Here is a 23,338-nt window from a genome sequence, read left to right as displayed (position 1 = left end):
GTGGGCGCGGAGGGTTTCGAACCCCCGACCGCTGGTGTGTAAAACCAGAGCTCTACCACTGAGCTACACGCCCGTGCGGGGCAGGCTACACGGCGGTGACCTGCGATCGGAAATCAGTCGGCGGACGCCAACGATGCCAGCGCGGCGGCCCACACGCCCTGGTCGCGCGGCTCCCCCGGCTGCTTCATCTCGGCGAACCGGATGGTCCCGGAGCGGTCCACCACGAACGTCCCGCGGTTGGCATATCCGGTGTCGTCGTTGAACACCCCGTAGGCCTTCGCGACGGCGCCGTGCGGCCAGAAGTCGGCCAGCACGGGGAACGAATAGCCGTGGCGGCCGGCCCACGCCTTGTGGGTGGGTGGCGGCCCGACCGAGATGGTCAGCGTCGCCGTGTCGGCGTTGTCGTAGCGGGACAGGTTGTCGCGGATTTCGTCGAGCTCGCGCTGACAGGTCGGGGTGAATGCCAGCGGGAAGAAGACCAGTACCACGTTGCGCGCACCACGGAAATCCGCGAGGGCCACCGGCGTGCCGTGCTGGTTCTTCAGTGTGAAGTCGGGTGCCTGCGCCCCCGGCCCCAGCACTAACGCCTTCCCGCGGCCTTGGACTTCGGCTGCACCAGCCGGCTGGCGATCCAGTCCCCGAGGTTGGCCGATGACGTGGGCATCAGCCCGGCGGTCGGCGCCGACTCGGCGATCTCCGCCGGCTGCACGTGACCCGGCTTGCCCGTCTTCGGGGTGACCACCCAGATGACACCGTCCTCGGCCAGCGGGGTGATGGCATCCATCAACCGGTCGACGAGATCGCCGTCGTCGTTGCGCCACCAGAGCAGGACCACGTCGACGACCTCGTCCGCATCCTCGTCGAGCAGCTCGCCACCGCACGCGTCCTCGATGTCGGCCCGGATGTCGTCGTCGACGTCCTCGTCCCAGCCCAACTCCTGGACAACCTGTCCTTTTTCAATGCCCAGCCCCTGGGCGAAGTTCGGGGCGTCCGCCGCCGCGACCACCGTCGGTCCTCCTTGTGTCTGTGAGTGCACCGGCCCTATCGTCGCACGCCGCCCTGCTGACGCGGATGACTGGCGGCCCGGTTTGTCAATATGAGGCACCACACCGGTCGGCACGGTCTGCAGACGTTACCGCGTGCCACCCCCCACCGTCGGATAGTTCGGCTCCTCACCCCCAGCGGTGCGGTTCGGGCACGATGGGAGGACGATGGAGGTCGTTGGCGCCGATCGCGCCCGCACCCCCGTACCGCACTACCAAGGAGCGGAAGTTGACCACCGAGTTCGCGCGCCAGGACCTGGCTCAAAACTCATCGAATTCACCCGAGCCCGACCGGGTCCGGGTGATCCGTGACGGTGTCGCGTCGTACCTGCCCGACATCGACCCCGAAGAGACCTCAGAATGGCTGGAATCGTTCGACGCACTGCTGGAGCGGTCCGGCCCCTCACGGGCGCGCTACCTGATGCTGCGGCTGCTCGAGCGCTCCGGTGAGCAGCGCGTCGCCATCCCGGCGTTGACCTCCACCGACTACGTCAACACCATTCCCACCGAACTGGAGCCGTGGTTTCCCGGCGACGAGGACGTCGAGCGCCGGTACCGGGCGTGGATCCGGTGGAACGCCGCCATCATGGTGCACCGCGCGCAACGGCCGGGAGTCGGTGTGGGCGGCCATATTTCGACATATGCGTCGTCGGCTGCGCTGTACGAGGTCGGCTTCAACCACTTCTTCCGCGGCAAGAGCCATCCCGGCGGCGGCGACCAGGTGTTCATCCAGGGCCACGCCTCCCCCGGCATCTACGCCCGCGCGTTCCTCGAGGGCCGGCTGACCGCCGACCAACTCGACGGTTTCCGGCAGGAGCACAGCCACCCCGGCGGCGGGCTGCCGTCCTACCCGCACCCGCGGCTGATGCCGGACTTCTGGGAGTTCCCCACGGTCTCGATGGGGCTGGGCCCGATGAACGCGATCTACCAGGCGCGGTTCAACCACTACCTGAACGACCGCGGCATCAAGGACACCTCCGATCAGCACGTGTGGGCGTTCCTCGGCGACGGTGAGATGGACGAGCCCGAGAGCCGCGGCCTGGCCCACGTCGCCGCGCTGGAGGCGCTCGACAACCTGACCTTCGTCATCAACTGCAACCTGCAGCGCCTCGACGGGCCGGTGCGCGGCAACGGCAAGATCATCCAGGAGCTGGAGTCGTTCTTCCGCGGCGCCGGCTGGAACGTCATCAAGGTGGTGTGGGGCCGCGAGTGGGACGCGCTGCTGCACGCCGACCGCGACGGCGCGCTGGTGAACCTGATGAACACCACCCCCGACGGCGACTACCAGACCTACAAGGCCAACGACGGCAGTTACGTCCGTGACCACTTCTTCGGCCGCGACCCGCGCACCAAGCAGTTGGTGGAGAACCTGTCCGACACCGACATCTGGAATCTCAAGCGCGGCGGGCACGACTACCGCAAGGTCTACGCCGCCTACCGGGCCGCGACGGAGCACAAGGGCCAACCGACGGTGATCCTGGCCAAGACCATCAAGGGCTACACCCTCGGCAAGCACTTCGAGGGCCGCAACGCCACCCACCAGATGAAGAAGCTTGCGCTGCAGGACCTCAAGGACTTCCGCGACGCGCAGCGCATCCCGATCACCGACGAGCAGCTCGAGGACAATCCCTACCTGCCGCCGTACTACCACCCCGGACCGGAAGCGGCCGAGATCCGCTACCTGCTCGACCGGCGCCGTGCGCTCGGCGGGTTCGTGCCCGAGCGGCGGACGAAGTCCAAGGCGCTGACACTGCCCGGCCGCGACGCCTACAAGGCGCTGAAGAAGGGCTCAGGCAAGCAGGAGGTCGCCACCACCATGGCGACCGTGCGCACGTTCAAGGAACTGTTGCGGGACAAGAACATCGGGCACCGCATCGTGCCGATCATCCCCGACGAGGCCCGCACGTTCGGGATGGATTCGTGGTTCCCGAATCTGAAGATCTACAACCGCAACGGCCAGCTGTACACGTCCGTGGACGCGGAGTTGATGCTGGCGTACAAGGAGAGCGAGGTCGGCCAGATCCTGCACGAGGGGATCAACGAGGCCGGCTCGGTCGGCACGTTCATCGCCGCGGGCAGCGCCTACGCCACCCACAACGAGCCGATGATCCCGCTCTACATCTTCTACTCGATGTTCGGTTTCCAGCGCACCGGTGACAGCTTCTGGGCCGCGGCCGACCAGATGGCCCGCGGCTTCGTGCTGGGCGCGACGGCCGGGCGCACCACGCTGGTCGGCGAGGGGCTGCAGCACGCCGACGGCCACTCGCTGCTGCTGGCCTCGACGAATCCCGCTGTGGTGGCCTACGATCCGGCCTTCGCCTACGAGATCGCCTACATCGTCGAGAGCGGTCTGGAACGGATGTACGGCGAGAACCCGGAGAACGTGTTCTTCCACCTCACCATCTACAACGAGCCCTACCAGCAGCCGGCCGAGCCCGAGGAGCTCGACGTCGAGGGCCTGCTGCGCGGCATCTACCGCTACAAGCGCGGGCCGCAGGGCAAGTCGAACACCGCCCAGATCCTGGTGTCGGGCGTCGGCATGCCCTCGGCGCTGCGGGCGGCAGAACTGCTGGCCGAGGACTGGGACGTCTCGGCCGACGTCTGGTCGGTCACCAGCTGGGGCGAGCTGAATCGCGACGGTGTCCAGGTCGAGAAGGATCTGCTGCGCCACCCGGAGCGGCCCGCGGGCACCCCGTACATCACCAAGGTGCTCGAGGACGCGGCCGGACCGGTCGTGGCGGTGTCGGACTGGATGCGCGGTGTGCCCGAGCTGATCCGTCCGTGGGTGCCCGGCACGTACATCACGCTGGGCACCGACGGGTTCGGCTTCTCCGACACCCGGCCCGCGGCACGGCGCTATTTCAACACCGACGGTGAATCGGTCGCGGTGGCGGTGCTGGAGGGACTCGCCCGCGACGGCAACATCGACTCCTCGGTGGCCGTCGAGGCGGCCCGGCGCTATGAGATCGACGACGTGATGGCCGCCCCCGAGCAGACCTCCGATCCCGGCGTCGCCTGACGGTTGGAGGAAGCCGCCAAATACTGGCGTAGATTTTAGGGATGCCCGACAATCGGTACGTTCCGCCGGCGTCGACCCTCGAGGTGTTGCAGACGGTGCCGGACGCGGTGCTGCGCCGGTTGAAGCAGTTCTCCGGCCAGCTCGCCACCCAGGCGGTGCACGTCATGGAGGAGCGGCTGCCGTTCTTCGCCGGCCTCGAGGCCTCGCAGCGGGCCAGCGTGCAGCTCGTGGTGCAGGCCGCGGTGGTGAACTTCGTCGAGTGGATGCGGGATCCGCAGAGCGACGTGAGCTACACCGCGCAGGCCTTCGAGGTGGTGCCCCAGGATCTCCGCCGGCGCATCGCGCTGCGCCAGTCCGTCGAGATGGTCCGCATCACGATGGAGTTCTTCGAAGAGGTCGTGCCGCTACTGGCCCGCAACGAGGAGCAGCTCACGGCGCTGACCGCGGGCATCCTGCGCTACTCCCGCGACCTGGCGTTCGCGGCGGCCACCGCGTACGCCGACCAGGCCGAGGCGCGCGGCGCCTGGGACACCCGAATGGAGGCCAACCTGGTCGACGCGGTGGTGCGCGGCGACATCGGACCGGAACTGCAGTCCCAGGCCGCGGCACTGAACTGGGACGCCACCGCGCCCGCGACCGTCATCGTGGGACTGCCGCATCCCGATCGCAAGGATCTCGCCTCCGACGACGTCCGCGACGTGGTGAGCCGCAACGACCGGGCGGCCCTGACCGATGTGCACGGCAACTGGCTGGTCGCGATCGTCTCCGGGCCGCTGTCAGTGACCGACCGGTTCGTCACCGACCTGATGAGGGCGTTCGCCGACGGCCCGGTGGTGGTCGGGCCGACGGCGCCGACGCTGGCGGGTGCGCACCGCAGTGCCACCGAGGCCATCTCCGGGATGAACGCGGTGGCCGGCTGGACGCTGGCGCCGCGACCCGTTTCGGCCAGGGAGCTGCTGCCCGAACGGGCACTGCTCGGCGACGCGACCGCGATGGCCGCGCTCGCCTCTGAGGTGATGAGGCCGCTGGCCGACGCCGGGCCCGCGCTGACCGAGACCCTGGACGCCTATCTGGATTCGGGCGGTGCGATCGAAGCCTGCGCACGCAAATTGTTCGTTCATCCAAACACCGTCCGTTACCGCCTCAAACGGATCGCCGACTTCACCGGTCGGGATCCCACGCTGCCCCGCGACGCCTACGTGCTGCGGGTGGCGGTGACGGTGGGCCGGCTGAACAACAAGGCATATCAGCCGACTGCGCCCACCAAGGGATCTGTGCAGGTTCCGGCGGTCCGTCCGGCCGGTGAGACATCACAGCGGCGCAGGTAACACGTTGCGGCGAGGTGTCGATGATGTCGCTTCACATGCAGTTTTGTGGACTGTCCACAAAAACATAAGACAAGGTTCATAATCTCTTACACGGCGCGAAGTGCTCTTCACAGTGTTCTCTTAGAGACGTGCCCCAAGGACCTATCGCGCTGCTCGCTCCCGGACAGGGCTCGCAGACCCCCGGAATGCTCGCGCCGTGGCTCGAACTTCCCGGCGCCGGGGAGCGCATCGCCGCGTGGTCCGAGATCGCCGGCCTCGACCTGGCCCGGCTGGGCACCACCGCCACCGCCGAGGAGATCACCGACACCGCGGTCACGCAACCGCTGGTGGTCGCCGCCACCCTGCTCGCGCACGAGGAGCTGAACCGCCGCGGGCTGCTCGCCGGCACGGAGACGGTCGTCGCGGGACATTCGGTCGGCGAGATCGCGGCGTACGCGATCGCCGGCGTCATCTCCGCCGACGACGCGGTGCGGCTGGCCGCCACCCGCGGCGCCGAGATGGCCAAGGCCTGCGCGCTGGAGCCCACCGGGATGTCCGCTGTGCTCGGCGGCGACGAAGCCGAGGTGCTGGCCCGCCTCGAGGCGCTCGACCTGGTCCCCGCCAACCGCAACGCCGCAGGCCAGATCGTGGCCGCCGGAGCGCGCTCGGCGCTGGACAAGCTCGCCGAGGATCCGCCGGAGAAGGCCCGAGTGCGGCCACTGGCCACCGCCGGCGCCTTCCACACCCACTTCATGGCGCCCGCCACCGACGGCTACTCGGCCGCGGCCGACGCCGTCACCCCCGCCGAGCCCACCACCCGGCTGCTGTCCAACGCCGACGGGCAACCGGTAGCCTCGGCTGCCGACGCCATGGGCAAGCTGGTCGCCCAGCTGACCCGGCCCGTGCGCTGGGACCTGTGCACCGCGACGATCCGCGACCTCGCACCGGTCGCCATCGTCGAGTTCCCGCCCGCAGGCGCGCTGGCGGGCATCGCAAAACGTGAGCTCAAGGGAGTGCCGACGCGTGCCGTCAAGACTCCGGCCGATCTGGACGGGCTGAACGAGCTCTGACCGTCTGCCCCGGCCAGCGCCGTCCGGGACAGCCAAGTGAAAAACGTCCAACCAAAGAGAACGTCCACCAAGTAACAACCCCGATAGAAGGAGCCACAGTGGCTGCCAGCCAGACAGAAATCATCGCCGGTCTCGCCGAGATCATCGAAGAGGTCACCGGTATCGAGCCCTCCGAGGTCACCCCCGAGAAGAGCTTCGTCGACGACCTCGACATCGACTCGCTGTCGATGGTGGAGATCGCGGTGCAGACCGAGGACAAGTACGGCGTGAAGATCCCCGACGAGGACCTCGCGGGCCTGCGCACCGTCGGTGACGTCGTCGCCTACATCCAGAAGCTCGAGGAAGAAAACCCCGAAGCCGCCGCCGCGCTGCGCGAGAAGTTCTCGGCGGAATCGTGACCAGGCCTTCCACTGCTAACGGCGGTTTCCCGAACGTCGTCGTGACCGCAGTCGAGGCCACCACGTCGCTCGCGGCAGACGTCGAGAGCACGTGGAAGGGCCTGCTGGCCGGCGAGAGCGGCATCCGCATCCTCGAAGACGAGTTCGTCGACAAGTGGGACCTCCAGGTCCGCATCGGCGGTCACCTGGTCGACAACGTCGACGACCACATGACCCGGATCGACATGCGCCGCATGTCCTACGTGCAGCGCATGTCGAAGCTGCTGAGCCGTCGTCTGTGGGAGAACGCGGGCGTCCCCGAGGTCGATCCGGACCGGTTCGCGGTGATCATCGGCACCGGTCTGGGTGGCGGCGAGAAGATCGTCGAGACCTACGACGCGATGAACGAGGGCGGGCCCCGCAAGGTGTCTCCGCTCGCCGTTCAGATGATCATGCCGAACGGCGCGGCGGCCGTCGCCGGCCTGGAGTTGGGCGCCCGCGCCGGGGTCATCACCCCGGTGTCGGCGTGCTCCTCCGGGTCTGAGGCCATCGCCCACGGCTGGCGTCAGATCGTCATGGGAGATGCGGACTTCGCCGTCGTCGGCGGCGTCGAAGGCGGTATCGAGGCGCTGCCCATCGCGGCGTTCTCGATGATGCGCGCGATGTCGACGAACAACGACAACCCCGCGGGGGCGTCGCGGCCGTTCGACAAGAACCGGGACGGCTTCGTCTTCGGTGAGGCCGGCGCGATGATGATCATCGAGACCGAGGAGCATGCCAAGGCCCGCGGCGCCAAGCCGTTGGCCAGGCTGATGGGTGCCGGCATCACGTCGGACGCATTCCACATGGTCGCCCCCGCGGCGGACGGTCTTCGGGCCGGCCACGCGATGAAGCGCGCGATGGAGACCGCGGGCCTTTCGCCCAAGGACATCGAGCACGTCAACGCGCACGCCACCGCGACGCCGATCGGTGACACGGCCGAGGCGAACGCCATCCGGGTCGCCGGTGTGGAGCACGCCGCGGTCTACGCGCCGAAGTCGGCGCTGGGCCACTCGATCGGTGCGGTGGGCGCCCTGGAGTCCATCCTCACGGTGCTCGCCCTGCGTGACGGCGTCATCCCGCCCACACTGAACTACGAAACCCCCGACCCCGAGATCGATCTCGATGTCGTTGCAGGTGAGCCTCGTTACGGCGACTACCAGTACGCCATCAACAACTCGTTCGGGTTCGGTGGCCACAATGTGGCTCTGGCGTTCGGCCGCTACTGAGTAGCGCCTGCGCGGAGGAAGGATCAGCGGAGCAGTAATGGCAGGGTTAGCAACGGGGAGCGGCTTCCCCAACGTGGTCGTCACCGGTATGGCGATGACGACCGCCCTGGCAACGGACGTTGAAACCACCTGGCAGCGGCTGCTGGACGGACAGAGTGGGATCCGCAAGCTCGAGGATCCGTTCGTCGAGGAGTACGACCTGCCGGTCCGCATCGGCGGGCATCTGCTGGAGGACTTCGACAGCGAGCTCACGCGTGTGGAGCTGCGCAGGTTGTCGTATCTGCAGAAGATGTCGACGGTGCTGAGCCGGCGGGTGTGGGAGAACGCGGGTTCGCCCGAGGTGGATCCCAAGCGGCTGATGGTCTCCATCGGCACCGGCATGGGTTCGACCGAGGAACTGCTCTTCGCCTACGACGGCATGCGGGCCAAGGGCCTGCGCGCCGTGTCCCCGCTCGCCGTGCAGATGTACATGCCGAACGCGGCCGCCGCGGCGGTCGGCCTGGAGCGCAAGGCCCGGGCCGGGGTGATCACCCCGGTCTCGGCCTGCGCCTCCGGCTCGGAGGGCATCGCCCAGGCCTGGCGCAACATCGTGCTCGGCGAGGCTGACGTCGCCATCTGCGGCGGCGTCGAGACCAAGATCGAAGCGGTGCCGATCGCCGGCTTCGCCCAGATGCGCATCGTGCTGTCGACCACCAACGACGATCCCGCGGGCGCCTGCCGCCCGTTCGACAAGGACCGCAACGGGTTCGTGTTCGGCGAGGGCGGCGCGTTGATGGTGATCGAGACCGAGGAGCACGCGAAGGCCCGTGGCGCCACCATCCTGGCGCGCATCATGGGTGCGAGCGTCACGTCGGACGGGTACCACATCGTGGCGCCCGACCCGAACGGTGAGCAGGCCGGGCACGCGATGACGCGGGCGATCCAGCTCGCGGGCCTGCAGCCGGGTGACATCGACCATGTCAATGCACACGCCACCGGCACCAGCGTCGGCGACGTCGCCGAGGGCAAGGCCATCAACAACGCGATGGGCGGCCACAAGCCGGCCGTCTACGCACCCAAGGCGGCGCTGGGGCACTCCGTCGGCGCCGTCGGTGCCGTCGAGTCGATCCTGACGGTGCTCGCACTGCGCAACGGTGTCATCCCGCCGACACTGAACTTGAAGAACCTGGACCCGGACATCGACCTCGATGTCGTCGCCGGCTCACCACGACCAGGCAATTACCAATACGCGATCAACAATTCGTTCGGATTCGGCGGGCACAACGTCGCGGTCGCCTTCGGAAAGTACTGACACACACGACTTCCGGGGGCGCAAGCCGACATCGGAACGGGCACAGGAGGATACATGACGATCATGGCACCGGAGACTGTCGGCGAATCACTCGACCCCCGCGACCCGCTGCTGCGTCTGGGCTCGTTCTTCGATGACGGCACGGTCGAACTGCTGCACGAGCGGGACCGCTCGGGTGTGCTCGCCGCCGCAGGCGCCGTCAACGGTGTGCGGACCATCGCGTTCTGCACCGACGGCACCGTCATGGGTGGCGCGATGGGCGTCGAGGGCTGCCGTCACATCGTCAACGCCTACGACACCGCGATCGAGGAGCAGAGCCCGATCGTCGGCATCTGGCACTCCGGCGGCGCTCGGCTGGCCGAGGGTGTCAAGGCGCTGCACGCCGTCGGCCTGGTCTTCGAGGCCATGATCCGGGCGTCGGGCTACGTCCCGCAGATCTCGGTGGTGGTCGGCTTCGCGGCCGGTGGCGCCGCCTACGGCCCGGCGCTGACCGACGTGATCGTCATGGCGCCCGACAGCAAGGTCTTCGTCACCGGGCCCGACGTGGTGCGCAGTGTGACCGGTGAGGACGTCGACATGGTGTCCCTCGGCGGCCCCGAGGCCCACCACAAGAAGTCCGGCGTGTGCCACATCGTCGCGGACGACGAACTCGACGCCTACGAGCGTGGCCGCCGGCTCGTCGGATTGTTCTGCCAGCAGGGTCATTTCGACCGCAGCAAGGCCGAGGCCGGCGACACCGACCTGACCGCGCTGCTCCCCGACTCCGCCCGGCGCGCCTACGACGTGCACCCCCTGGTGAACGCTCTGCTCGACGAGGGCACGCCGTTCGAGGAGTTCCAGGGCAAGTGGGCGCCCTCGATGGTGGTCGGCCTCGGCCGGCTCGCGGGGCGCACCGTCGGCGTGCTGGCCAACAACCCGCTGCGCCTCGGCGGCTGCCTGAACTCCGAGAGCGCGGAGAAGGCTGCACGTTTCGTGCGCCTCTGTGACGCGTTCGGTGTCCCGATCGTGGTCGTCGTCGACGTGCCCGGCTACCTGCCCGGTGTCGACCAGGAGTGGGGTGGCGTGGTTCGCCGTGGCGCCAAGCTGCTCCACGCCTTCGGCGAGGCCACCGTTCCCCGGGTCACGCTGGTCACCCGCAAGATCTACGGCGGCGCCTACATCGCCATGAACTCCCGCTCGCTGGGCGCCACCAAGGTGTTCGCCTGGCCCGACGCCGAGGTCGCCGTGATGGGCGCCAAGGCCGCCGTCGGCATCCTGCACAAGAAGAAGCTGGCCGCCGCGGCGCCCGAGGATCGCGAAGCGCTGCACGAGGAGCTGGCCGCCGAGCACGAGCGGATCGCCGGCGGCGTGGACTCCGCCATCGAGATCGGCGTGGTCGACGAGAAGATCGACCCGTCGCACACCCGGAGCAAGGTGACCCAGGCGCTGGCCGAGGCGCCCGCCCGCCGCGGCCGCCACAAGAACATCCCGCTGTAACCCGCGATTTCGGCGCGCTTTCGATCGCTCAGCGAACGTTGGCGCGCCGAAATCACATATGTACTAGGCGATGAACTCCTCCGCGGCCGGCATCGCGCGCGCCCGGTCGGACTCGACCAGTCCGATGCGGGTGCGCCGGTCCAGGATGTCGTCGACGGTCAACGCCCCCTCGTGGGTCACTGCGTACTCGAATTCGGCCCTGGTGACGTCGATTCCGTCGGCGACCGGATCGGTCGGCCGATCGCAGGTGGCGCGTGCGACGACGTTGGGCGCCTCGGCGCCGTAGCGGGCGACGAGTGAGGACGGCAGATCGACCGACGAGCGCAGGGTCGCCACCGGGTTCGCGGGCGCACCGACCAGAGGCAGGTTGCGGGTGCGGCAGGGTATGGCTGCCAGCCTGCGCAGCACCACGGCGCGGTCGAGCACGTCTTGGGCCATGTACCGGTACTCGGTGAGTTTGCCACCGACGACACTGAGCACACCATCACCGGATTCCACGACCGCGTGCTCCCGCGAGAGGTCCGCGGTGTCGCCGTCACCGGTGTCGATCAGCGGCCGCAGGCCGGCGTAAAAACCGACCACGTCGCCATGCCCGAGCGCCACGTCGAGCGCGGTGTTGACCGTGTCGAGCAGGAAGTCGATCTCCTTCGTGGTCGGCTGCGGGACGTCGGGCACCGGGCCGGGCGCGTCTTCGTCGGTGAGCCCGAGATAGACCCGGCCCAGCTGCTCGGGCATGGCGAAGACGAACCGGTTCAGTTCGCCCGGAATCGGGATGGTCAGGGCCGCAGTGGGATTCCCGAAGGCCGCGGCATCGAACACCAGGTGGGTGCCGCGGCTGGGCCGCAGCCGGATGGACGTGTCCACCTCACCGGCCCACACGCCGGCGGCGTTGATCACCGCGGCGGCCGCGACCACCGTGGACTCCCCCGTCAGCTGGTCGATGAGGGTGACCGACGTCCCGGTGGCCTGCGACGCCGCCACCCGGGTCAGGATCCGCGCGCCGTGCTGGGCGGCGGTGCGGGCGACGGCGGTGACGAGCCGAGCGTCGTCGACGAGCTGGCCGTCGTAGGCGAGCAATCCGCCGTCGAGTCCGGCACGCCGCACCGTCGGCGCCAGCGCGACGGTGCGACCGGCGTCGACACGGCGTGACCGCGGCAGCGTCGAGGCCGGCGTGCCCGCCAGCCTGCGCAACCCGTCGCCGGCCAGGAAACCGGTCCGCACCAGCGCCCGGGACGCGCGGTTCATCGACGGCAGCAGCGGCACCAGCTGCGGCATCGCGGTCACCAGGTGAGGCGCGTTGCGCGACATCAGGATTCCGCGCTCGACGGCGCTTCGCCGGGCGATGCCCACGTGGCCCGACGCGAGGTAACGCAGCCCGCCGTGCACCAGTTTTGAGCTCCACCGGCTGGTGCCGAAGGCCAGGTCGTGCTTCTCGACCAGTACCACGGACAGCCCGCGGGTGACCGCGTCGAGCGCGATTCCGGCACCGGTGATCCCGCCACCGATGACGACGACATCGACCCTTGCGCCGTCGCCCAGGGCGGTGAGCTCGGTCCTGCGGCGGGCGGCGTTCAACGCGGTCGTCGTACCGGTCATGGTGCGAGGTATCCGTTCAGCGAGTGTTCGAGTTCGGTCGCCAGCGCGGCGGCGTCGAGGATGGGCGCGATGGTCTGGGCCGACAGAATGGTCGACTGGGTGATCAGCAGGCACATCGCCGCGAGCTGGCGCGCGTCGCCCGGCCGGACGCTGCCTTCGTCCTGGGCCGCCTTCAACTCGCCGGTGACGGTGTCGAGCAGGATCTGCTGGCTGGTTCCGAGGCGCTCGGAGAGATAGAGCATCGCCAGCTCCGGCGCCTCGTGCAGGACCGCCATGATGACGTCGTCGCGACGGAGCCGCCCTGCCACCGCGACGATGCGCTCGACCACCCACCTGCGGCCCACGCCGCCGCTGGGCACGTCGTCCAGGGCATGGGTGATCCGCAGGGTCAGCACCGCCGCCAGGATCGACCGGGTGTCGGGGAAACGCCGGTACACCGTCGGCCTGCTCACCCCGGCGCGGCGGGCGATCTCGGCGAGGGTCACTCGGGCCACTCCGAAGGCGAGCACGCATTCGGCCGCCGCGTCGAGGATGCGTTCATCGACGGACGTCTCCAAGACTTTACTGCTTGACAGCATGTGTAACACTGTAACGCATGAGCCGACCCGATGCACCGCCGCCGATGAAGTGGAACGCCTGGGGTGACCCGGACGCTGCGAAACCGCTCTCGGACGGCATTCGCTCGCTGCTCGAGCAGGCGCTCGGGGTGGACGCGCAGCCGCGCGCCGAGCTGGAGATCGATGAGGTGCGGCTGCGTCCGTCGGCGCTGCCGGACGGCGACCGCGACGCGTTGTCCGCCATCGTCGGCGACCCGCACGTGATCACCGACGACAGGGGCCGGCTGCTGCGGGCGGGCGGCAAGTCGACGCTCGACCTGCTCCGCCGGCGGGACCGCGGCGAGCAGGACGCCCCCGACGCGGTGGTGTTGCCCGGCGACGAGGCAGAGGTGGCGGGCGTGCTGGAGCACTGCGCCCGGCAGCGCATCGCGGTGGTGCCGTTCGGCGGCGGCACGAGTGTCGTGGGCGGCGTCGATCCGCTGCGCGCCGACTTCTCCGCCGTGGTGTCCCTGGACCTGCGCCGGCTCGACCAGCTGCACCACCTCGACCCGATCTCCGGTGAGGCCGAACTCGGCGCGGGCGTCACCGGTCCGCAGGCCGAGACTCTGCTTGCGGCGCAGGGCTTCTCACTCGGCCATTTCCCGCAGAGCTTCCAGTTCGCCACCATCGGCGGGTTCGCGGCCACCCGATCGTCGGGTCAGGGCTCGGCCGGCTACGGCCGATTCGACGACATGGTGCGCGGTGTGCGCGCCGTGACTCCGGCCGGCGTGCTCGACCTGGGCCGGGCGCCGGCGTCGGCGGCGGGACCGGACCTCCGCCAGCTCCTGGTCGGCTCCGAGGGGGTGTTCGGCGTGATCACCCGGGTGCGGGTGCGGGTGCATCCCGTCCCGGAGGTGACCCGCTACGAGGCATGGTCGTTCCCCGACTTCTCCACCGGCGCAGCGGCATTGCGCGCCGTCGTGCAGACCGGCGCCGGGCCGACGGTGATGCGGTTGTCCGACGAGGCCGAGACGGGCGTCAACCTGGCGACGTCCGAGAGCATCGGTGAGCAGTCGATCACCGGCGGGTGTCTGGCGATCACCACCTTCGAGGGCACCGCCGCGCACGCGCAGAGCCGCCACGACGAGACCAGGGCGGTGCTCGCGGCCCACGGCGGCACGTCGCTGGGCGAGGAGCCCGCGCGGGCGTGGGAGCACGGGCGGTTCAACGCGCCGTACCTGCGTGACGCGCTGCTCTCGGCCGGGGCGCTGTGCGAGACGCTGGAGACCGCCACCAACTGGTCGAACGTTCCGGCACTCAAGGACGCGGTCACGCAGGCGTTGACCGATGCGCTCGGCGGGCAGGAGCGAAGCGACCCGGGGCAGAGTACGGCGGATTCCGGCACGCCGGCGCTGGTGCTGTGCCACATTTCGCACGTGTACCCGACCGGCGCATCGCTGTACTTCACCGTGGTGGCCGGACAGCGCGGGAACCCGATCGAACAGTGGCGCACGGCCAAGGCGGCGGCGTCGGACGCGATGGTCCGCACCGGCGGGACGATCACCCATCACCACGCCGTCGGCGCCGACCACCGGCCGTGGATGGCCGACGAGATCGGCGACCTCGGTGTCGCGGTGCTGCGCGCCGTCAAGGCGGCGCTCGACCCCACCGGGATCCTCAACCCGGGCAAGCTGATTCCGTGACAGGGCAGATCGGCCGCATCACGCTGCTGACCAACCCGATGTCGGGCCACGGCAACGCACCCCATGCCGCGCAGCGCGCCGTCGCCCGCTTCCAGCAGCGCGGGGTCGACGTGTGCGAGATCGTCGGCACCGATGCCGCGCATGCGCGCCGACTCGTCGACGAGGCACTCGCCGCGGGGACCGACGCGCTGGTGGTGGCGGGCGGCGACGGGGTGATCTCGCTGGCGTTGCAGGCGCTCGCGCTGGGCGACGTGCCGTTGGGCATCGTCCCCGCGGGCACCGGCAACGACCACGCCCGCGCCTTCGGCGTGCCCACCGGTGACCCCGAGGCCGCGGCGGACATCGTCGTCGACGGCCGGACCGAGACGATCGACCTCGGCCGGATCGACGACGCAGGCGGTGCGGCCAAGTGGTTCGGGACCGTGATGGCCGCAGGATTCGACTCGCTGGTCAGCGACCGCACCAACCGCATGCGCTGGCCGCACGGCCGGATGCGGTACAACGTCGCGATGGTGGCCGAGCTGTCCCGGCTGCGGCTGCTGCCGTTCCGGCTGACCTTCGACGACGGCGAGGAGACGGTCACCGACCTGACGCTCGCCGCCTTCGGCAACACCCGCAGCTACGGCGGCGGCATGCTGATCTGCCCCGACGCCGACCACACCGACGGCCTGCTGGACATCACGATGGTGCATTCGGCGTCACGCACCAAGCTGATCCGGTTGTTCCCCACGGTGTTCAAGGGCACCCATGTCGGGCTCGCCGAGGTGACCACCGCACGGGCCCGCCGGGTCCACGTCGACTCACCGGGCATCAACGCCTACGCCGATGGCGACTACGCGTGCCCGCTGCCGGTCACCGTGTCGGCGGTGCCGCGGGCGCTCCGCGTGCTGCGGGCCGCTGCCTAACCGACTCCGCGGCTCAGCCAGCTGACCTCGGCGCCTGCGCCGCCGTCCCGGTAGGGCTCCAGCGCCTCGTCCCAGGCGGTGCCGAGCACCGAGTCCAGTTCGGCAGCCAGCATGTCGGCGCCGGAGGCCATCAACGTCCGCAACCGCATCTCGCCGACCATCACGTCGCCGTTGGCGCTCATCGCCCCACTCCACAGCCCCAGCTGCGGGGTATGGCACCAGCGGTGCCCGTCCACGCCGGGGCTCGGGTCCTCGGTCACCTCGAAACGCAGCACCGACCAGGAGCGCAGGGCGTTGGCCAACTGGCCGCCGGTGCCCACCGGTCCGACCCAGTTGGTGACCGCGCGCAGCTGTCCGGGCATGGCCGGCTGCGGCGTCCACTTCAGATTCGCCCTCGCCTGGAGGGTCGACGACAACGCCCACTCGACATGCGGGCATACCGCCGCGGGAGAGGCATGGACGTACACCACGCCAGTCGACGCGTCGGCGAACTGGTTCAACGCACGCATAGCTGCTCCTTCGGCTCCACGAGGGACGTCTTCCCCAACGACCTGGTGATTCCGAGTTGTAGCTGTGTCGTGCGTGTCTATTGTGCCTCGTGAGACACCTGTTGCGCTAGTCTGCGCCGAATTCTCTCAGGACACCGTCAGAGATCGCCGGCCACGGCTCATGTGCCCAGTCCCCGAAATCCCGGTCACCCAGCACCACCAGCGCCAGGTCCGCGTCCGGATCGACCCACAGGAACGTGCCGGTCTGGCCGAAATGCCCGTACGTCGCCCCGCTGTTCGCCGAGCCGGTCCAGTGCGGCGACTTGCCGTCGCGGATCTCGAATCCCAGCCCCCAGTCGTTGGGACGCTGCCGGCCGTAGCCGGGCAGTACGCCGTCGAGTCCGGGGAACTGCACGGTGGTGGCCTGCTCGTGCAGTTGCGCCGACACCGTGGCGGGCCGCAGCAGGTCCTGCGCGAAGGCCACGAGGTCGGACACCGTGGACGTCGCGCCGTAGCCCGCGACCCCCGCGCCACCCTCGAGTGACGAGTCGGTCATGCCGAGCGGCTCGAACACCGCCTCGGACAGGTACCGGCCGAACTCGATCTCGGTGGCCGATTCGAGCGTCTGCGCCAGCACCGCGAACCCGTGATTCGAGTAGATCCGCCGCGCTCCGGGCTCGGCCATCACCTCGTCGGACCGCATGTTGTAGCCGGCGGTGTGCGCCAGCAGGTGGCGCACCGTCGACCCCGGTGGTCCGGCCGGCGTGTCCAGCTCGACGGCGCCCTCCTCCACGGCGACGTGCGCGGCGCGGGCAACGAGCAGTTTCGTCACCGATGCCAGCGCGAAGCGGCGCTGCTGGTCGCCGTGACAGGCGAGCGGACCCGCGGGCCCGACGACCGCCGCAGCGACATGGTCGACCGGCCAGTCGGCGATCGCGTCGAGTGCTGCCACGCCTGCAGCCTAAGTGGTGCTCCACGCGGTGCCGATCGCCGACACGTGGCGGGCGTCCGTGCCGCAGCACCCGCCGAGCACGGCCACCGCGGGCAACCGGTCACGCAGGAGCAGGTGCTGGGCCGCGAGGTCGGCGGGATCACCGTCGTCGAGTTCGGTGGCCTCGTCCAGCTCGGCGTGGCTCTTGACCGAGGCGTTGGCGCGCAGGCCGAGCAGGCGCTCCCACGGGCCGTCCTGCCGCAGCACGCCGGCGAAGTGGGTCGGATGCGCGCAGTTCACCATGAAGTACGCGGCCCCGGCAGACGTCGCCGCGTCCACCTGTTCGATCGCCTCGGCCAGCGGCTGGCCGGTCGGCAGCCGGCCGTCGGTCTCGACGGTGAACGAGATCGCCGACGGGATACCGGCCGCCGCCGCGGCGCGCACGATGCCGATCGCCTCTTCGGCGTTGGTCATCGTGATCGCCGTCACCTGGTCGGCCGAGGTGTCGGCGAACGTTCCGATCTGCACCGCGTGGTAGCGCTCGGCGTCCTCGGGCGTCATGGCGGTGCCGGGGTCGTAGCCGTCACCGCGCGGGCCCACGCATCCGCTCACCACGACGGTGATGCCGTCGGCCGTGGCCGCCGTCCTGATCTCCTCCGCCAGCGCGACGGCCGAGCGGTTGACCGCGTCGAGTCGCTCCGCCGAGTAGCCCAGCAGCGAGGCCCAGTCCGGGTTCGCGCGCCAGGTCGGTGTCTCCATCACGAATCCGGCGCCCAGCCGGCGGGCGATGTCGACGTAGCCGTCGTAGTAGCGCCGCAGGCGGGCCCGCTGCTCGGGAACGTCGAGCAGGGGGAACGCGGCGAAGCTCGGCAGGTCCATCCCGTCGAGGAAGACCAGTTCGGTCTCCAGACCGCCGTCGGTGATGAACAATCCGTTGCCACCGGTCTGCGGGAGTGGCCGGCCGGTGCCCGACGGCTGCGACTCGATGGTCGTCATGGGGTCATCTCCAGGCGACGTAGTAGTTGTTCAGGATGTCCGACTCGATCTCGCGGACCTCGACGTCGTCGAACCCGGCGTCCGCGAGCATCGAGGTGGCCAGCTGGCGGCCCCAGCAGGTGCCGAGTCCCGCCCCGCCCAGCCCCAGCGACACGCTCATGCAGTGCATCGTCGACACGGTGTAGAGGTAGGTCGCCAGCGGCGCGCCGACGTTGTCCTCGACTTGGCTCGACGCCTTGATGTCGACCATCAGCAGCACCCCGCCGGGCCGCAACGCGCGGTGGATGTTCTCCAGCACCCGCGACGGCCGGGCCTGGTCGTGGATCGCGTCGAAAACCGTGATGAGGTCGTAGGTCTGGGCCGCGTCGAGCTCGGCCACGTCGGCGGCGACGAACTGGGCGTTGGCCAGCCCGGAACGGTCCGCCTCGGCCCGGCCGACCCCGAGCCCCTCGTCGGAGAAGTCGATGCCGGTGAACCGGCTGGCGGGGAACGCCTTCGCCATCACGTTGACCGCATGCCCGCTGCCGCAACCGATGTCGGCGACGTCGATGCCGGCGGCGAGCCGCTCGGGCAGCCCGGTCACCAACGGCAGCACGGAATCGACCAGCGCGGCGTCGAACACCTCGCCGCTCTGCTCGGCCATCAGCGTGTGGAAGCGCGGATAGTCGCCGTAGGACAGCCCGCCACCGGTGTGGAAGCAGCCGACGATCTTCTGCTCGACCTCGCCGAGCAGTGGGATGAACTGCGCAACCCGGGAGAGGTTGTCCGGTCCGGCGGCGCGGGTGAGCACCGCGGCGCGTTCTCCTGGAAGCGAATACGTGCCTGCTGTCGCGTCGAAGTCCACGACGCGCCCGGTGACCACTCCGCCCAGCCATTCGCGCACGTACCGCTCGTCGAGTCCGGCGGCGTCGGCGATCTGGGCACTGGTGGCGGGCGGCAGGCCGGCCATCGTGTCGAACAACCGGGTCTGGTGTCCGATGCTGAGCAGCAGCGCCAGGCTGGCTGCGTCGATCGCGCCCGCCATGCGTGCGGCGAAGTCCTCGGTGGCCTCGGCGGGTCTTTCGTGGTCGACAGTGGTCATGGCTCTCTCCCGGGCGGTCGGTTGGTGTCTCTGTCGTTGACGACGGCCGATGCGGCCGTCGGGTTCATTCGGCCGTGTCGCCGGGCGGCGCGAAGAACTCGAGCGCGATCCCGTCCGGGTCCCGGAAGCTCAGGCCGGAGCCGTAGCCGGCGTCGACGATCCCGCCGTGCGTCACTCCCGCCGCGTCCAGCCGACGCACCCAGTCCTCCAGGTCGCCGCGGTCCGCACAGCCGAACCCCACGTGGTCGAGCCCGATCCGGTATTCGGTGAAGGGGTCCTCCGGCGCGGGCCGGGTGTGTTGGTGCAGTCCCAGCAGCATGCCGCCACCGATGGGGAACACCACGTGCCGGAATCCGCCGTCGGTGTCCTCGTCGAGCACCGGGTCGGCGCCGATCAGCGCCCGGTACCACGGCACGCTGACGGACAGGTCGCGCACGGTCAGGGCGACGTGGGCGAGTGGGGCGAAATCCGTCATGAGATCTCCTCTCGGGCGCCAGCATGAACGGTAGCCCTGACGACCTCCGTTCAGGCGGCATCGGCAATTTCGCGAGGAGGCTCCGGTTCCGGGCCCATCGAGCCTGCGGGCAGAACCAAGCAGTTGTTAGGTTGTACGCCATGAGCCAGACGGTGCGAGGTGTGGTGTCCCGACAGAAGGGTGAGCCGGTCGAGGTGGTGGACATCGTCGTCCCCGACCCGGGTCCCGGCGAGGTGGTGGTCGACATCGTGGCGTGCGGCGTCTGCCACACCGACCTGACCTACCGCGAGGGCGGCATCAACGACGAATACCCGTTCCTGCTCGGGCACGAGGCGGCGGGCACGGTGGAGTCGGTCGGCGACGGCGTCACCAACGTGGAGCCCGGTGACTTCGTCATCCTGAACTGGCGCGCGGTGTGCGGTCAGTGCCGCGCCTGCAAGCGGGGCCGGCCGCACCTGTGCTTCGACACCCACAACGCCGCCCAGAAGATGACGCTCACCGACGGCACCGAACTCACCCCGGCACTGGGCATCGGCGCGTTCGCCGACAAGACGCTGGTGCACGAAGGGCAGTGCACCAAGGTCGATCCCAGCGCCGATCCCGCGGTGGCCGGCCTGCTGGGCTGCGGCGTGATGGCCGGCATCGGAGCGGCGATCAACACCGGCGCCGTCAACCGGGACGACACCGTGGCCGTGATCGGTTGCGGCGGTGTGGGTGACGCGGCGATCGCCGGCGCGGCGCTGGTGGGCGCCAGGCGGATCATCGCCGTCGACACCGACGACAAGAAACTGCACTGGGCCCGCGAGTTCGGCGCAACCCACACCATCAACGCCCGCGACCTCGACGTCGTCGAGACCATCCAGGACCTGACCGACGGATTCGGCGCCGACGTCGTCATCGACGCGGTCGGCCGGCCGGAGACCTGGAAACAGGCGTTCTACGCCCGTGACCTCGCCGGCACGGTGGTCCTGGTCGGCGTGCCGACGCCCGACATGACGCTGGAGATGCCGCTCGTCGACTTCTTCTCCCGCGGTGGGTCACTGAAGTCCTCCTGGTACGGCGACTGCCTCCCCGAACGAGACTTCCCCACGCTGATCAGCCTCTACCTGCAGGGCCGATTGCCGCTGGAGAAGTTCGTCTCCGAACGCATCGGCCTGGACGGCATCGAGGACGCGTTCGGAAAGATGCACGCCGGTGAGGTCCTGCGGTCGGTGGTGATGCTCTGATGGGCAACATCGAGCGGATCGTCACCAGCGGTAAATTCGAACTCGACGGCGGCAGCTGGGATGTCGACAACAACATCTGGGTGGTCGGCGACGACTCCGACGTGGTGGTGTTCGACGCCGCGCACGACGCCGCGCCGATCGTGATGGCCGTCGGCGGCCGCAACGTGGTCGCGGTGGTCTGCACCCACGGCCACAACGATCACATCACCGTCGCCCCCGAGCTCGGCGATGCGCTCGACGCACCGGTGCTGCTGCATCCGGCAGACGACATGCTGTGGCAGATGACCCACCCCGACAAGGAGTTCCGCACCGTGTCCGACGGGGACACGCTCCGGGCGGGCGGTGTGGAACTGCGGGCGCTGCACACACCGGGGCACTCCCCCGGTTCGGTGTGCTGGTACGCACCCGAACTCGGCGCGGTGTTCTCCGGCGACACCCTGTTCCAGGGTGGGCCGGGGGCGACGGGCCGGTCCTTCTCCGACTTCCCGACCATCCTGTCGTCGATCTCGGGCCGGCTCGGCGGCCTGCCCGCCGACACCGTGGTCTACACCGGGCACGGCGACACCACCACCGTCGGCGACGAGATCGTGAACTACGACGAGTGGGTCGCCCGCGGGCACTAGCCGTCGAGGATGCGCCGCTTCTCCGCCTCGAATTCGGCTTCGGTCAGCGCTCCCGAATCACGGAGCGCGGCAAGGGTGTTGAGCTGCTCGAGCCGGATGCCCTGGTCCGTCGGCGCATAGCTGTGCGCCGATGCGCCACCGGGATCCGCCGCCGTCGTCCCGAAGTCGTAGAGCGGCGTCACCGGCCTGGCCTGCTTGCCGGCGCGGTGTGACCACATGAGCCCCGCCGCCAGTTCGACGACACTCATCACGAACAGCCCCGCGAACACCCACGGCAGCCAGCCGTACTCGCTGCCGTGCCCGAAGGACAGCTGCGGGTTGATGTAACCGTTCACCTCACCGCCGGTCTCGACGTCGTAGCGGCCCTCGGCGGGCACCTGCAGCGTCCACACCCCCACCCTCGTGTCACCGTTGACGGTGGTGACACCGCCCATGGTCTCAGCGAGCACCGGGTCCGGCACGCCATCGGGCTGGTCGATCCGCAGCTGCAGCGGCGGCACCGCGAACCCGCCGTCGGTTCCGCCGGTGAAGGTGTGGAAGCTGATCGTCACCTCACCCGCGGGAAGGTCGACGCTGCCCCGGCCGGGAATCGGCACCTCGCCGTAGGCGTCGAAATCGTCGAACACGAAAGCGTTCATCACGATCGTCACGACGAATCCGATGATCGCCGACACCATCGTCACGACTGCGACGCCGATGACGATGCGGGCAGCCAGCCGACCATTCTGCATGGGCCGAAGTGTGTCACGGCGCCTGCTGATCCGCGGTGCCATCCGGCTCCGGCGGTTACCGTTGGAACCGAGCCCGCACACGTCGAGAGGGGGCCGGAGTTGGCCGTGCCCGAGTCGAGTGTCGTCGTGCGGCCCGAGCCCATCGGCAGCGGGTCCTACTCTGCCAGTTCGCGCCTGCAGGCCGCCGGGTTACGCGGCGCCATCGCGCTTTTCGAGCAGGCCGCGAGAACGGTGCCGCTACCGGCCGCCCCGTATCCCATCGTGCTGGCCGACTACGGTGCGTCGACCGGGCACAACTCGCTGCTGCCGGTCCGCGCCGCGATCGCGGCGTTGCGTGGGCGTACCAGGCCCGAGCACTCGATACTGGTCGCCCACACCGACCTGCCGGACAACGACTTCACCGCGATGTTCCGCACGCTGGCCGAAGATCCCGACTCGTACCTGAGCAGTGACGCCGCGACGTACGCCTCGGCGGTCGGCCGGTCGTTCTATGCCCAGATCCTGCCGTCGAACAGCGTGCACCTGGGCTGGTCGGCCTGGGCGGTGCAGTGGTTGAGCCGGGTGCCGTCGACGATCCCCGACCACATCCAGGTCGCCTACAGCGCCGATGACGCCGTGCGCAGCGCCTACGCCAGGCAGGCCGCCAACGACTGGCACGAGTTCATCGCCTTCCGCGGTCGCGAGCTGAGCCCGGGCGGTCGGCTCGTCGTCATGACGATGGCCGTCGACGAGCACGGCGAGTTCGGGTACCGGCCGCTGCTGGCGGCGTTGACCGACGGGCTGGCCGAACTCGTCGCCGGCGGGGTGATCGGCGCAGATGAATTGGCGCGCATGGTCATTCCCACGGTAGGCAGGCAGGCGGCGGACTTCATGGCACCGTTCGCGCCTTCGGGACGATTCGAACGGCTGGAGATCGAGCACCTCGAGGTCTTCGACGCCGAGGACCGGTACTGGGATCAGTACCGCGTCGACAAGGATGCGGCGGCGTTCGGCGCACGGTGGGCGGAGTTCCTGCGGGCGTCGGTGTTCCCGACCATGGCCACCGCGCTCGACGGACATCGCGATGTGACCGCGTTCGCCGACCGGCTGGAGCGCGAGGTGGCGGTACGGCTGGCGGCCGCACCGGAGCAGATGCAGATCCCGCTGGCGCACCTGGTGTTGTTCAAGCGGCCCAAGAGTCAGTGACGCCCGGTACG

The 23,338-nt window shown here is 69.6% G+C and carries 22 protein-coding genes and 1 tRNA gene; 12 read left to right on the top strand and 11 right to left on the bottom strand.

Features of this window, described 5'->3' with window-relative positions; genetic code table 11:
- Position 1 precedes the first annotated feature (1 nt).
- The 3 genes from H7I41_RS00300 to H7I41_RS00290 all read right to left on the bottom strand — a co-directional run bounded on the left by H7I41_RS00300 (position 2) and on the right by H7I41_RS00290 (position 1,006).
- Positions 2 to 73, bottom strand: a tRNA-Val gene (locus H7I41_RS00300).
- A 40-nt stretch (positions 74 to 113) separates the two neighbouring features.
- Positions 114 to 581 (bottom strand): peroxiredoxin, encoded by a 468-nt coding sequence (locus tag H7I41_RS00295; RefSeq protein WP_264010545.1) that lies wholly within the window; start codon positions 579 to 581, stop codon positions 114 to 116.
- Complete coding sequence (locus tag H7I41_RS00290; RefSeq protein WP_264010563.1) at positions 581 to 1,006, bottom strand: DUF3052 domain-containing protein; 426 nt, start codon at positions 1,004 to 1,006, stop codon at positions 581 to 583. Before H7I41_RS00290 ends, H7I41_RS00295 begins: the two co-directional genes overlap by 1 nt.
- A gap of 266 nt (positions 1,007 to 1,272) precedes the next feature.
- Here H7I41_RS00290 and aceE point away from each other — a divergent pair, with 266 nt between their 5' ends.
- From aceE to H7I41_RS00255, 7 genes are all read left to right on the top strand, one after another.
- Positions 1,273 to 4,062 (top strand): pyruvate dehydrogenase (acetyl-transferring), homodimeric type, encoded by a 2,790-nt coding sequence (gene aceE / locus H7I41_RS00285; RefSeq protein WP_264010544.1) that lies wholly within the window; start codon positions 1,273 to 1,275, stop codon positions 4,060 to 4,062.
- Positions 4,063 to 4,103: 41 nt separating this feature from the next.
- A complete protein-coding gene (locus H7I41_RS00280) occupies positions 4,104 to 5,390 on the top strand; it encodes a PucR family transcriptional regulator (protein WP_264010543.1) in 1,287 nt (428 codons plus the stop codon).
- Positions 5,391 to 5,518: 128 nt separating this feature from the next.
- Positions 5,519 to 6,439, top strand: a complete 921-nt coding sequence (locus H7I41_RS00275; RefSeq protein WP_302915722.1) for an ACP S-malonyltransferase — start codon at positions 5,519 to 5,521, stop codon at positions 6,437 to 6,439.
- A gap of 98 nt (positions 6,440 to 6,537) precedes the next feature.
- Positions 6,538 to 6,837, top strand: coding sequence for a meromycolate extension acyl carrier protein AcpM (gene acpM / locus H7I41_RS00270; RefSeq protein ID WP_264010542.1), 300 nt, complete (start codon positions 6,538 to 6,540; stop codon positions 6,835 to 6,837).
- Complete coding sequence (kasA, locus tag H7I41_RS00265; protein WP_264010541.1) at positions 6,834 to 8,084, top strand: 3-oxoacyl-ACP synthase KasA; 1,251 nt, start codon at positions 6,834 to 6,836, stop codon at positions 8,082 to 8,084. The genes acpM and kasA overlap by 4 nt, the downstream gene beginning before the upstream one ends.
- Before the next feature lie 37 nt (positions 8,085 to 8,121).
- Complete coding sequence (kasB, locus tag H7I41_RS00260) at positions 8,122 to 9,375, top strand: 3-oxoacyl-ACP synthase KasB (protein WP_264010540.1); 1,254 nt, start codon at positions 8,122 to 8,124, stop codon at positions 9,373 to 9,375.
- A 54-nt stretch (positions 9,376 to 9,429) separates the two neighbouring features.
- Positions 9,430 to 10,851, top strand: coding sequence for an acyl-CoA carboxylase subunit beta (locus H7I41_RS00255; protein WP_264010539.1), 1,422 nt, complete (start codon positions 9,430 to 9,432; stop codon positions 10,849 to 10,851).
- 63 nt (positions 10,852 to 10,914) lie between these two features.
- Here H7I41_RS00255 and H7I41_RS00250 read toward each other — a convergent pair whose 3' ends face one another.
- The gene (locus H7I41_RS00250; protein WP_264010538.1) at positions 10,915 to 12,447 is read right to left on the bottom strand and encodes a glycerol-3-phosphate dehydrogenase/oxidase; all 1,533 of its coding nucleotides are present in this window, start codon (positions 12,445 to 12,447) and stop codon (positions 10,915 to 10,917) included.
- The gene (locus H7I41_RS00245) at positions 12,444 to 13,025 is read right to left on the bottom strand and encodes a TetR/AcrR family transcriptional regulator (protein WP_264010537.1); all 582 of its coding nucleotides are present in this window, start codon (positions 13,023 to 13,025) and stop codon (positions 12,444 to 12,446) included. Before H7I41_RS00245 ends, H7I41_RS00250 begins: the two co-directional genes overlap by 4 nt.
- 44 nt (positions 13,026 to 13,069) lie before the next feature.
- On the opposite strand from H7I41_RS00245, the gene H7I41_RS00240 reads away from it, so the two are divergent.
- Positions 13,070 to 14,686, top strand: a complete 1,617-nt coding sequence (locus H7I41_RS00240; RefSeq protein ID WP_264010561.1) for an FAD-binding oxidoreductase — start codon at positions 13,070 to 13,072, stop codon at positions 14,684 to 14,686.
- Between the two features lie 38 nt (positions 14,687 to 14,724).
- Positions 14,725 to 15,591, top strand: a complete 867-nt coding sequence (locus H7I41_RS00235; protein WP_372503619.1) for a diacylglycerol kinase — start codon at positions 14,725 to 14,727, stop codon at positions 15,589 to 15,591.
- On the opposite strand, the gene H7I41_RS00230 is transcribed toward H7I41_RS00235, so the two are convergent.
- From H7I41_RS00230 to H7I41_RS00210, 5 genes are all read right to left on the bottom strand, one after another.
- Positions 15,588 to 16,100: a DUF3145 domain-containing protein gene (locus H7I41_RS00230; RefSeq protein WP_264010535.1), complete on the bottom strand. Its 513-nt coding sequence runs from the start codon at positions 16,098 to 16,100 to the stop codon at positions 15,588 to 15,590. The two genes, H7I41_RS00235 and H7I41_RS00230, sit on opposite strands and share 4 nt — an antisense overlap.
- A 106-nt stretch (positions 16,101 to 16,206) precedes the next feature.
- Positions 16,207 to 17,031, bottom strand: coding sequence for a serine hydrolase domain-containing protein (locus H7I41_RS00225; protein WP_264010534.1), 825 nt, complete (start codon positions 17,029 to 17,031; stop codon positions 16,207 to 16,209).
- A gap of 9 nt (positions 17,032 to 17,040) precedes the next feature.
- A complete protein-coding gene (locus H7I41_RS00220; protein WP_264010533.1) occupies positions 17,041 to 18,006 on the bottom strand; it encodes a homocysteine S-methyltransferase family protein in 966 nt (321 codons plus the stop codon).
- 4 nt (positions 18,007 to 18,010) lie between these two features.
- The gene (locus H7I41_RS00215; protein WP_264010532.1) at positions 18,011 to 19,087 is read right to left on the bottom strand and encodes a class I SAM-dependent methyltransferase; all 1,077 of its coding nucleotides are present in this window, start codon (positions 19,085 to 19,087) and stop codon (positions 18,011 to 18,013) included.
- 64 nt (positions 19,088 to 19,151) lie between these two features.
- Complete coding sequence (locus H7I41_RS00210; RefSeq protein WP_264010531.1) at positions 19,152 to 19,562, bottom strand: VOC family protein; 411 nt, start codon at positions 19,560 to 19,562, stop codon at positions 19,152 to 19,154.
- A 140-nt stretch (positions 19,563 to 19,702) separates the two neighbouring features.
- Between H7I41_RS00210 and H7I41_RS00205 the strand changes: the two genes are divergently transcribed.
- Positions 19,703 to 20,788, top strand: coding sequence for an S-(hydroxymethyl)mycothiol dehydrogenase (locus H7I41_RS00205; RefSeq protein WP_264010530.1), 1,086 nt, complete (start codon positions 19,703 to 19,705; stop codon positions 20,786 to 20,788).
- Positions 20,788 to 21,411, top strand: coding sequence for an MBL fold metallo-hydrolase (locus tag H7I41_RS00200; RefSeq protein ID WP_264010529.1), 624 nt, complete (start codon positions 20,788 to 20,790; stop codon positions 21,409 to 21,411). Before H7I41_RS00205 ends, H7I41_RS00200 begins: the two co-directional genes overlap by 1 nt.
- Here H7I41_RS00200 and H7I41_RS00195 read toward each other — a convergent pair.
- Positions 21,408 to 22,142: an SHOCT domain-containing protein gene (locus H7I41_RS00195; RefSeq protein ID WP_264010528.1), complete on the bottom strand. Its 735-nt coding sequence runs from the start codon at positions 22,140 to 22,142 to the stop codon at positions 21,408 to 21,410. The genes H7I41_RS00200 and H7I41_RS00195 overlap by 4 nt on opposite strands.
- Before the next feature lie 105 nt (positions 22,143 to 22,247).
- Between H7I41_RS00195 and H7I41_RS00190 the strand changes: the two genes are divergently transcribed.
- Positions 22,248 to 23,327 (top strand): class I SAM-dependent methyltransferase, encoded by a 1,080-nt coding sequence (locus H7I41_RS00190; protein ID WP_264010526.1) that lies wholly within the window; start codon positions 22,248 to 22,250, stop codon positions 23,325 to 23,327.
- Positions 23,328 to 23,338: the final 11 nt, after the last annotated feature.

Source organism: [Mycobacterium] manitobense (genome assembly GCF_025821665.1).
In the GTDB taxonomy this organism is placed as follows: Bacteria; Actinomycetota; Actinomycetes; order Mycobacteriales; family Mycobacteriaceae; genus Mycobacterium; species Mycobacterium arseniciresistens.
Note: the sequence above shows the minus strand (reverse complement) of the source record. Positions and strands in the feature narration are given on the sequence as shown.

Excerpts from the sequence above, each read along its gene's own strand:
- H7I41_RS00280 (WP_264010543.1), top strand. The coding sequence starts at position 4,104 with ATGCCCGACAATCGGTACGTTCCGCCGGCGTCGACCCTCGAGGTGTTG.
- kasB (WP_264010540.1), top strand. The coding sequence starts at position 8,122 with ATGGCAGGGTTAGCAACGGGGAGCGGCTTCCCCAACGTGGTCGTCACC.
- H7I41_RS00255 (WP_264010539.1), top strand. The coding sequence starts at position 9,430 with ATGACGATCATGGCACCGGAGACTGTCGGCGAATCACTCGACCCCCGC.
- H7I41_RS00250 (WP_264010538.1), bottom strand. The coding sequence starts at position 12,447 with ATGACCGGTACGACGACCGCGTTGAACGCCGCCCGCCGCAGGACCGAG.
- H7I41_RS00245 (WP_264010537.1), bottom strand. The coding sequence starts at position 13,025 with ATGCTGTCAAGCAGTAAAGTCTTGGAGACGTCCGTCGATGAACGCATC.
- H7I41_RS00240 (WP_264010561.1), top strand. The coding sequence starts at position 13,070 with ATGAAGTGGAACGCCTGGGGTGACCCGGACGCTGCGAAACCGCTCTCG.
- H7I41_RS00235 (WP_372503619.1), top strand. The coding sequence starts at position 14,725 with ATGTCGGGCCACGGCAACGCACCCCATGCCGCGCAGCGCGCCGTCGCC.
- H7I41_RS00230 (WP_264010535.1), bottom strand. The coding sequence starts at position 16,100 with ATGCGTGCGTTGAACCAGTTCGCCGACGCGTCGACTGGCGTGGTGTAC.
- H7I41_RS00220 (WP_264010533.1), bottom strand. The coding sequence starts at position 18,006 with ATGACGACCATCGAGTCGCAGCCGTCGGGCACCGGCCGGCCACTCCCG.
- H7I41_RS00215 (WP_264010532.1), bottom strand. The coding sequence starts at position 19,087 with ATGACCACTGTCGACCACGAAAGACCCGCCGAGGCCACCGAGGACTTC.
- H7I41_RS00210 (WP_264010531.1), bottom strand. The coding sequence starts at position 19,562 with ATGACGGATTTCGCCCCACTCGCCCACGTCGCCCTGACCGTGCGCGAC.
- H7I41_RS00205 (WP_264010530.1), top strand. The coding sequence starts at position 19,703 with ATGAGCCAGACGGTGCGAGGTGTGGTGTCCCGACAGAAGGGTGAGCCG.
- H7I41_RS00200 (WP_264010529.1), top strand. The coding sequence starts at position 20,788 with ATGGGCAACATCGAGCGGATCGTCACCAGCGGTAAATTCGAACTCGAC.
- H7I41_RS00195 (WP_264010528.1), bottom strand. The coding sequence starts at position 22,142 with ATGCAGAATGGTCGGCTGGCTGCCCGCATCGTCATCGGCGTCGCAGTC.